Annotated in this window: 7 protein-coding genes, 2 pseudogenes and 1 riboswitch; of the genes and pseudogenes, 4 read left to right on the forward strand and 5 right to left on the reverse strand. The window is 73.3% G+C overall.

Annotated features, from left to right (window positions below; all coding sequences use genetic code 11):
• Window positions 1-413, forward strand: a pseudogene (locus tag KBY19_RS35230) (NAD(P)/FAD-dependent oxidoreductase); the annotation flags it as partial.
• A gap of 43 nt (window positions 414-456) precedes the next feature.
• Here KBY19_RS35230 and KBY19_RS35235 read toward each other — a convergent pair.
• From KBY19_RS35235 to KBY19_RS35255, 5 genes are all read right to left on the reverse strand, one after another.
• Window positions 457-1497 carry a hypothetical protein gene (locus tag KBY19_RS35235; RefSeq protein WP_247691737.1) on the reverse strand — a complete coding sequence of 347 codons (1041 nt, stop codon included), beginning with the start codon at window positions 1495-1497 and terminating at the stop codon, window positions 457-459.
• A 47-nt stretch (window positions 1498-1544) separates the two neighbouring features.
• Window positions 1545-2486: a methylenetetrahydrofolate reductase [NAD(P)H] gene (gene metF / locus KBY19_RS35240; RefSeq protein ID WP_099879913.1), complete on the reverse strand. Its 942-nt coding sequence runs from the start codon at window positions 2484-2486 to the stop codon at window positions 1545-1547.
• Between the two features lie 131 nt (window positions 2487-2617).
• On the reverse strand, window positions 2618-3352 hold the full coding sequence (thiE, locus tag KBY19_RS35245; protein ID WP_185016642.1) for a thiamine phosphate synthase: 735 nt from the start codon (window positions 3350-3352) through the stop codon (window positions 2618-2620).
• A gap of 106 nt (window positions 3353-3458) precedes the next feature.
• Window positions 3459-3833: an Rv2175c family DNA-binding protein gene (locus KBY19_RS35250; RefSeq protein ID WP_099879917.1), complete on the reverse strand. Its 375-nt coding sequence runs from the start codon at window positions 3831-3833 to the stop codon at window positions 3459-3461.
• A gap of 33 nt (window positions 3834-3866) precedes the next feature.
• Complete coding sequence (locus KBY19_RS35255) at window positions 3867-5123, reverse strand: NAD(P)/FAD-dependent oxidoreductase (protein ID WP_185016643.1); 1257 nt, start codon at window positions 5121-5123, stop codon at window positions 3867-3869.
• A 130-nt stretch (window positions 5124-5253) separates the two neighbouring features.
• Window positions 5254-5368, forward strand: a riboswitch (TPP riboswitch).
• Here KBY19_RS35255 and thiO point away from each other — a divergent pair.
• From thiO to KBY19_RS35270, 3 genes and pseudogenes are all read left to right on the forward strand, one after another.
• Entirely contained in the window at window positions 5364-6566 is a 1203-nt protein-coding gene (gene thiO / locus KBY19_RS35260) for a glycine oxidase ThiO (RefSeq protein ID WP_185016644.1), read from the forward strand. Its footprint overlaps the riboswitch before it by 5 nt.
• Window positions 6563-6784, forward strand: coding sequence for a sulfur carrier protein ThiS (thiS, locus tag KBY19_RS35265; protein WP_210967460.1), 222 nt, complete (start codon window positions 6563-6565; stop codon window positions 6782-6784). Before thiO ends, thiS begins: the two co-directional genes overlap by 4 nt.
• A gap of 8 nt (window positions 6785-6792) precedes the next feature.
• Window positions 6793-7207 (forward strand): annotated as a pseudogene (locus tag KBY19_RS35270) (thiazole synthase); the annotation flags it as partial.

The following is a 7207-nucleotide window of genomic DNA, read 5'->3' on the forward strand; positions in this document are numbered from 1 at the left end:
GGCCCGACGACCCGGCGCTGCGGCCGGACGACGCGCACGAGACGGCGGTGCTCTCGCTGCCGGGACCGCCGGGTTCGGCCGCCGATGCCGCCGCGGCCGAACAGCTCGCCGAGCAGCTGCTGGCGGCGACGGACGCGGCGGGGCTGGGATTGAGCGAGCGGCTGCTGTGGCGCGAAGTGCGTACCCCCGCCGACAACGAGGCGGAGACGGGTGCTGCCGGTGGCCGGGTGCCGCCGCCCGCGCTGCCCGGGGCCGACGGTGCCTTCCTGCACCCCGCCAACCCGACCGGACTGCCGGGCCTGTATCTGGCGGGCGGCTGGTCCCACCCAGGGGGCGGCCTGCCCGGGGCCGGCATGAGCGGCGCGATGGTGGCGGGGCTCGTACAGGACCCCGAGTGGCGCGGCTCGGTGTGACCCGCACCGGCCGGGCCCCGCACCTTTCGGCGTACCTTCGGCCTCAGTACTGGCCGCTGCCGTAGTAGTCCTGCGGGTACTGCGGCGCCTGCTGCGGGTAGGGCTGGGGCTGCTGGTCGGCCGCGTCGTTGCCGTAGTGGTCGCCGTACTCGTTCCCGTAGCCGTACGGGGACGGAGGCGGCTCCGCCGGAGGCAGCGGCGCGCCCGCGTCCCGCTGCTGGGGAACCCAGACCCCGCCGGGCGGTGTCTCGGGGACCTCGGGGTAGTAGGGCTGCTGGGCCGGCTGCTGCGCCTGATAGGCGTGCTCGTCTCCGTAGCCGCCGTAGCCGCCGTACGGGTCCGCGTACTCCTGGTAGGCGGGCTGGTTCTGGTACTCGGAGGGGTCACCGGCCGCCGGGGGGTCGGCGTATCCGGCGTACTGGCCGGCGTACTGCTCGCCCTGCCCGGCCCCGTAGGCGTACACCTGCGTCTGCTCCGGGGCCGGGGCCGGCGGGCGGCCGAAGACCGAGGCCTCTTCCTCGTAGCTGTCATAGCCGTGACCGCCGTGGCCGCCGTAGCTCTCGTGGCTGCCGTAACCGCCATAGCCCTCCGCGGCCTGGTAGCCGCCGTACCCGTAGTCGGCACCGGTGTCGGTCTCCGCGCCGTACCCGGCGGCGGGCTCCGGCTGGCCGTAGCCCTGCGGGCCGTAGTCGTCGACCGGGTCGGGTACGGGCGCCGTACCGGGGGCCGGGACGGCACCGGGGCCGTGGGTGCGCAGGTCGGAGACCTCCAGGGAGGCGGTGTCCGGGCCGGGCGCCGCGCCCGACCGGCGGCGCCGGCTGGAGCCGGGGCCACCGCCGAGCGACCACCCGGCGGTGAACCCGCTGCGGACCGAGAGCGTGACGAAGGTCTGGCCGACGGCGAAGGCCGCGATGCCGACACCGATCACCAGGACCGACGGCAGCACGGTGCCCACCACCACGCCCAGGAAGCCGGTGAAGGCCAGCGCCCGCCAGCGCAGCCGGGCCTTGTACTGGAGCAGGACCTCGCCCAGCAGCCACAGCGCGACCACGCCGAACGCGATATAGAGGACCGTCCAGCCCATCTACGCCCCTCTTCCCGCTCCCGCCGCCCCGTGGGCGGATCCGTGGCTCAAGCCCCCTTGCGAAGGCCCAGAGTAGCCCTCTCCCGAAGGCCGAGATTCTGGTGGATCTCCAGCGTCGCCGTGGAGTGGTTGAGCGTGATGAAGTGCAGCCCCGGGACGCCTTCGGCCATCAGCCTCGCACACAAGTCTGTGGCGTACTCGATTCCGACCGAGCGTACCGCCGCCGGATCGTCCTGGACCGCCTGCAGCCGCTCGATCATCTCGGGCGGCAGGGTGGCGTTGCTCAGCTGCGCGAACCGTTCGATCTGTTTCACGTTCGTGACAGGCATGATCTCCGGGATGATGGGCGTGTGGCAGCCGGCCGCCGCGACCTTGTCCCGCAGGCGCAGATAGTCCTCGGCCCGGAAGAACATCTGGGTGATCGCGTAGTCGGCCCCCGCCCTGCACTTGTTCACGAAGTGCCGGACGTCGCTCTCCCAGTCGGTGGAGCGCGGGTGCATCTCCGGGAAGGCCGCCACGCCGACACAGAAGTCGCCGGACTCCTTGATCAGCTCGACGAGTTCGGAGGCGTAGTTGATGCCCTGGGGGTGCTTGACCCACTCCCCCAGCGGATCGCCGGGCGGGTCGCCGCGCAGTGCGAGCACGTTGCGGATGCCCGCGTCGGCGTACTGCCCGATGACGTTGCGCAGCTCGGCCCGCGAGTGGTCGACCGCGGTCAGATGAGCGACCGGGGTCAGTGTGGTCTCGTTGGCGATGCGCTCGGTGTTGCGGACCGTGCCCTCACGCGAGGAGCCGCCCGCGCCGTAGGTGACGGACACGAAGGTCGGGGACACCGCCTCGATGCGCCGCAGCGCGTCCCACAGGGTCCGCTCTCCCTTCTCGGTCTTCGGCGCGAAGAACTCGAAGGAGAAGGACTGCTCTCCGCTCGCGAGCAGATCACGCACAGTCGGCGGACGGTCTGTCCTGGGAGCTGAGATACCGATGGCCATAGCTGCAGGCTAGCGGCCTGGCCTGCAGAGTGACTCGACCCTGGGACGGTACGGGATGATCTGTCCGATTCCCGGATGGCTGATGTCCACCTGTTGGACGGCCGGCCGCCCCGTGCTACGGAAGCGCCCGGTCACGGCACCAAGGGCCGCGGGCCGGCCTCGGCCGCCTGCCGCAGCCGCTGTGCGAGAGAGGCCGCGGCAGCCCCCGGATCGTCGGCCCGGGTGAGCGCGCGGACCACCACGACCCTGCGGGCCCCGGCCTCCAGCACCTCGTCCAGATTGCCCGCGTCGATACCGCCGATGGCGAACCACGGCCGGGACGCCGGATCCGTACCGGTACGGGCGGCAGTGTGACGGACGAGATCCAGCCCCGGTGCGGGGCGCCCCGGCTTGGTGGGGGTCGGCCAGCACGGTCCGGTGCAGAAGTAGTCGACGCCGGGCTCGGCCAGCGCCGCGTCCGCCTCGGCGGCAGAGTGGGTGGAGCGGCCGATCAGCACCTCCTTGTCGAGGTTGCCGAGCAGGGCGCGGGCCGCGGGGACCGGCAGATCGCCCTGGCCGAGGTGGAGCACGTCGGAGCCGGCGGCGTGGGCGACGTCCGCGCGGTCGTTGACGGCCAGCAGCGCGCCGTGCCGGCGGCAGGCGTCGGCGAACACCTCCAGATGCGCCAGCTCCTCCGCGGCCTCCATGGTCTTGTCGCGCAGCTGGACGATGTCGACCCCGTTGGCCAGCACCGCGTCCAGGAACGCGGGAAGGTCACCCTGCTCCTTGCGGGCGTCGGTGCACAGGTACAGCCGTGCGTCGGCGAGTCGCCGACGGGCGTCGGCGGGCGCGGCGGAGGTGGCGGACGTGGTGGCGGTACGGGACATGGTGCGGTGCTTCCCCCCGTGAGGGGTGCGTGGACCCGCGGCGGGTCCACGCACCCGGTGGTGTCGGTGTTCTTCCACTGGGCCCGGCGCGAGCCGGGCGGCGGGGTCAGACGGCGAGCGCCTGGGCGCGGCGCTTGACCTCCGTGCCCCGGTTCTCCCGCAGGGCCGTCACGGGCGAGCCGGGCAGGGACTCGTCCTCGGTGAACAGCCATTCCAGCATCTCTTCGTCGCTGAAGCCGTCGTCCTTCAGGAGCGTGATGGTGCCCGCCAGGCCCTTCACGATCCGGCCCTCCCCGATGAAGGCGGCCGGAACCTGGAGCACCTTGTTCCCGGACTCCGCCTCCCGCCGCACGGCGATCAGCTGGCCTTCCTTCACGAGCTGCCGCACCCGGGTCACTTCGACGCCGAGCTTCTCGGCGACGTCGGGAAGGGTGAGCCAGGCGGGGACGAGAGCATCGGTCTTTGCGTCAATCTCGGTCACGGGTTCCAGACTGCCATCTGGGACCGACGGTCACTACCGCGCCGCCTGCTTCAAGGCGACGGCCGCGTCGCCCACCAGCGTCCGGTCCACGGCCGTACGCTGCTGAATCAGCTTCCGGCCCTGCGCGAGATCGCGCGGACGGCCGACGGCCAGCAGCGCGGCCAGCCGCCCTTCACGCAGCCAGCACACCGTCCAGGCGGCACCGTCCGGAGAGCCGCGCCACACCAGCTCGTCGCCCGGGCCGTGGTGGCCGGCGTACTGCACGAAGCGGCCGAACTGCTCGGACCAGAAGTAGGGCACCGGGTCGTAGACGACGCTGTCGGCCTCACCGTCGGCATGCCCCTCGGCCAGCAGATTGACGGCCACCGTACGGGGGCCCTGGAGCGCGTTGTCCCAGTGGTGGATCAGCAGCCGCTCGCCGTAGCGGGCCGACGGGAAGGAGGCGCAGTCGCCCACCGCGTAGACGCCGGACGCGTGGCTGCCGAAGACCGAGGCACGCAGCCGGGCGTCGGCGACCACGGCGCCGTCCGGGCCGAGCTCCACACCGGAACCGCGCAGCCAGTCGGTCGCGGGGCGGGCCCCGATCCCCACCAGCACCGCGTCCGCCGCCAGCCGCGTCCCGTCGGCGAGCAGCACCCCGCCGCGCTCCACCGCCTCGACGGCGACCCCGGTGCGCAGCGTCGCCCCGGCCTCCGCGTACCAGCCCCGCATCGGCTCGGTGACCTGCGACGGAAGCGCGCCCGGCAGTGGCGTCGCGGCGGCCTCCACAACGGTGACCTCGCAGCCCCGCTCGCGCGCCGCCGTCGCGAACTCCGCGCCGATCCAGCCCGCACCGACCACCACGATCCTGCCCCGGGCCGCCAGTACCGGCCGCAGCCGCCGGGCGTCGTCCAGGGTGCGCAGCAGATGGACGCCGGGCACACCCTCACTGCCGGGCAGGCCGACCGGCTCGGCACCCGTCGCCACGACAAGGCGGTCGTAGTGGACCGGACCCGCGTCGGTGACCAGCAGCCGCTCGTCGGCCCGCAGCCCGGTGACCGTCCTGCCCAGCTCCAGTTCGATGCCCAGCCCCGCGAAGTCGATGTCGAAGAGCGGCGCCTGCGCCTCCTCGCCCTTGCCGAGCAGCACCGCCTTGGACAGCGGCGGCCTGTCGTACGGCGCGTGCGGCTCGGCCCCCACCAGCCGCACCGAACCGGGCCAGCCCTGTTCACGCAGTTGCACGGCGGCCTGCACACCGGCCATCCCGGCGCCCACGATCACGACCCGCTGCTGTTTCTGACCGTCACTCACGCGATCACTGTATGCCGGTCGGCCCGCGCGGCCATCGGTCACCGGTCGTAGGCCCGCCGGCGGGGCGTGCCCGAGGCCCCCGGTGGCCCTTACCCGGCCCGCGGGCACCGCAGTAGGGTGGGTGCGGTAGTTACGGCATACGCGGGAGCCCGGGCGCACCGGGCTGAGAGGGAGGCTGCGACGGCCTCCGACCGTCCGAACCTGATCCGGGTCATTCCGGCGAAGGGAGAAGCAGCGCCCATGCGCGGCACGGCGATTCCGGCAGCGTCCCACCAGAACCCCGATGTACTCGTACTCGGCGGCGGGCTCATCGGCCTGGTCACCGCCTGGCGCGCCGCCGGAAGCGGTCTGACGGTCACCGTCGCCGACCCCGAACCCGGCGGCGGAGCCGCCCAGGTCGCGGCAGGCATGCTGGCAGCCGTCACCGAACTGCACTACGGCGAGGAGACACTGCTGGACCTCAACCTCGCCTCGGCCGCACGCTATCCGGACTTCGTCGCCGAACTGGAAGAGGCCACCGGTCTGGACACCGGCTACCGGGCCTGCGGCACCCTGGCCGTCGCACTCGACGCCGACGACCGCGCCCACCTGCGCGAACTGCACGCCCTCCAGCAGCGGTGCGGACTGGACTCGCAGTGGCTGACCGGGCGCGAATGCCGCCGCCTGGAGCCGATGCTCGCCCCCTCCGTACGCGGCGGCGCCCGCGTCGACGGCGACCACCAGATCGATCCGCGCCGACTGGCCGCCGCGCTGCTGCGCGCCTGCGAGACTGCGGGCGTCACCTTCCTGCGCTCCCGCGCACTACGGCTGACCACCGCACAGGACCGCGCGGTGGGCGCCGCGCTGGAGAACGGCGAGGAAGTGCACGCCGGGCAGACGGTGCTCGCCCTGGGCTCCCGCAGCGGCACCCTGGAAGGGCTGCCCCCCGAGGTGGCACCCCCGATCCGCCCGGTGAAAGGCCAGGTACTACGGCTGCGCATGCCCCCGGCCGAGCCGCACGGCGCCTTCCTCTCCCGTACGGTCCGCGCCGTCGTGCGCGGTGGCGCCCTCTACCTGGTACCGCGCCAGGACGGCGAGCTGGTCGTCGGCGCCACCAGCGAAGAACTCGGCTGGGACACCACGGTCACCGCCGGCGGCGTCTACGAGCTGCTGCGGGACGCACACGAACTGGTTCCCGGCGTCACCGAGCTGCCACTGGCCGAGACCCGCGCCGGGCTGCGCCCCGGCTCCCCCGACAACGCGCCGCTGCTCGGACCCACCGCACTGACCGGCCTCCACCTGGCCACCGGCCACTACCGGCACGGCGTCCTGCTGACCCCCCTCACCGGCGAGGTGCTGGCCGTATCGCTGACCACGGGCCGGCTGCCCGAGCCCGCGCGTCCCTTCACGCCCCGGCGCTTCGACACCTCCCCGACCCGTGCACCCCAGGAGCAGCCCGCATGACCTCCACCACCAGGCCGGTGACCGTCTCCGTCAACGGCGAGCCCCGACAGGTGACCCCCGGGCTCCCCCTCGACCAGCTCGTGGCCACCCTCACCACCGCACCCTCCAGCGTGGCCGCCGCACTCAACGAGAGCGTGGTCCCCCGCAGCCGCTGGGCAGCGACCCGGCTCGACGAGGGCGACCGCGTCGAAGTTCTCACCGCAGTCCAGGGAGGCTGAGCACCACCATGGCCGACGATCCGCTGACCATCGGCGACACCACCTTCACCTCGCGACTGATCATGGGCACCGGCGGCGCCCCCAGCCTCGACGTCCTCGAACGCGCCCTGCTGGCCTCCGGCACGGAACTGACCACGGTCGCGATGCGGCGGCTCGACCCGTCGGTGAGCGGCTCCGTGCTGTCCGTACTCGACAAGCACGGCATCCGGACCCTGCCGAACACCGCCGGGTGCTACACCGCGGGTGAGGCGGTACTCACCGCGCGGCTGGCGCGGGAGGCGCTGGGGACGGACTGGGTGAAACTGGAGGTCGTCGCCGACGAGCGCACCCTGCTGCCCGACCCCGTCGAGCTGCTCGACGCCGCCGAGACACTGGTCGACGACGGCTTCACCGTGCTGCCGTACACCAACGACGACCCGGTGC

This window comes from Streptomyces sp. B15 (assembly GCF_018070605.1).
In the GTDB taxonomy this organism is placed as follows: Bacteria; Actinomycetota; Actinomycetes; order Streptomycetales; family Streptomycetaceae; genus Streptomyces; species Streptomyces smyrnaeus.

Excerpts from the sequence above, each read along its gene's own strand:
- thiE (WP_185016642.1), bottom strand. The coding sequence starts at position 3,352 with ATGTCCCGTACCGCCACCACGTCCGCCACCTCCGCCGCGCCCGCCGAC.
- KBY19_RS35235 (WP_247691737.1), bottom strand. The coding sequence starts at position 1,497 with ATGGGCTGGACGGTCCTCTATATCGCGTTCGGCGTGGTCGCGCTGTGG.
- thiS (WP_210967460.1), top strand. The coding sequence starts at position 6,563 with ATGACCTCCACCACCAGGCCGGTGACCGTCTCCGTCAACGGCGAGCCC.
- metF (WP_099879913.1), bottom strand. The coding sequence starts at position 2,486 with ATGGCCATCGGTATCTCAGCTCCCAGGACAGACCGTCCGCCGACTGTG.
- thiO (WP_185016644.1), top strand. The coding sequence starts at position 5,364 with ATGCGCGGCACGGCGATTCCGGCAGCGTCCCACCAGAACCCCGATGTA.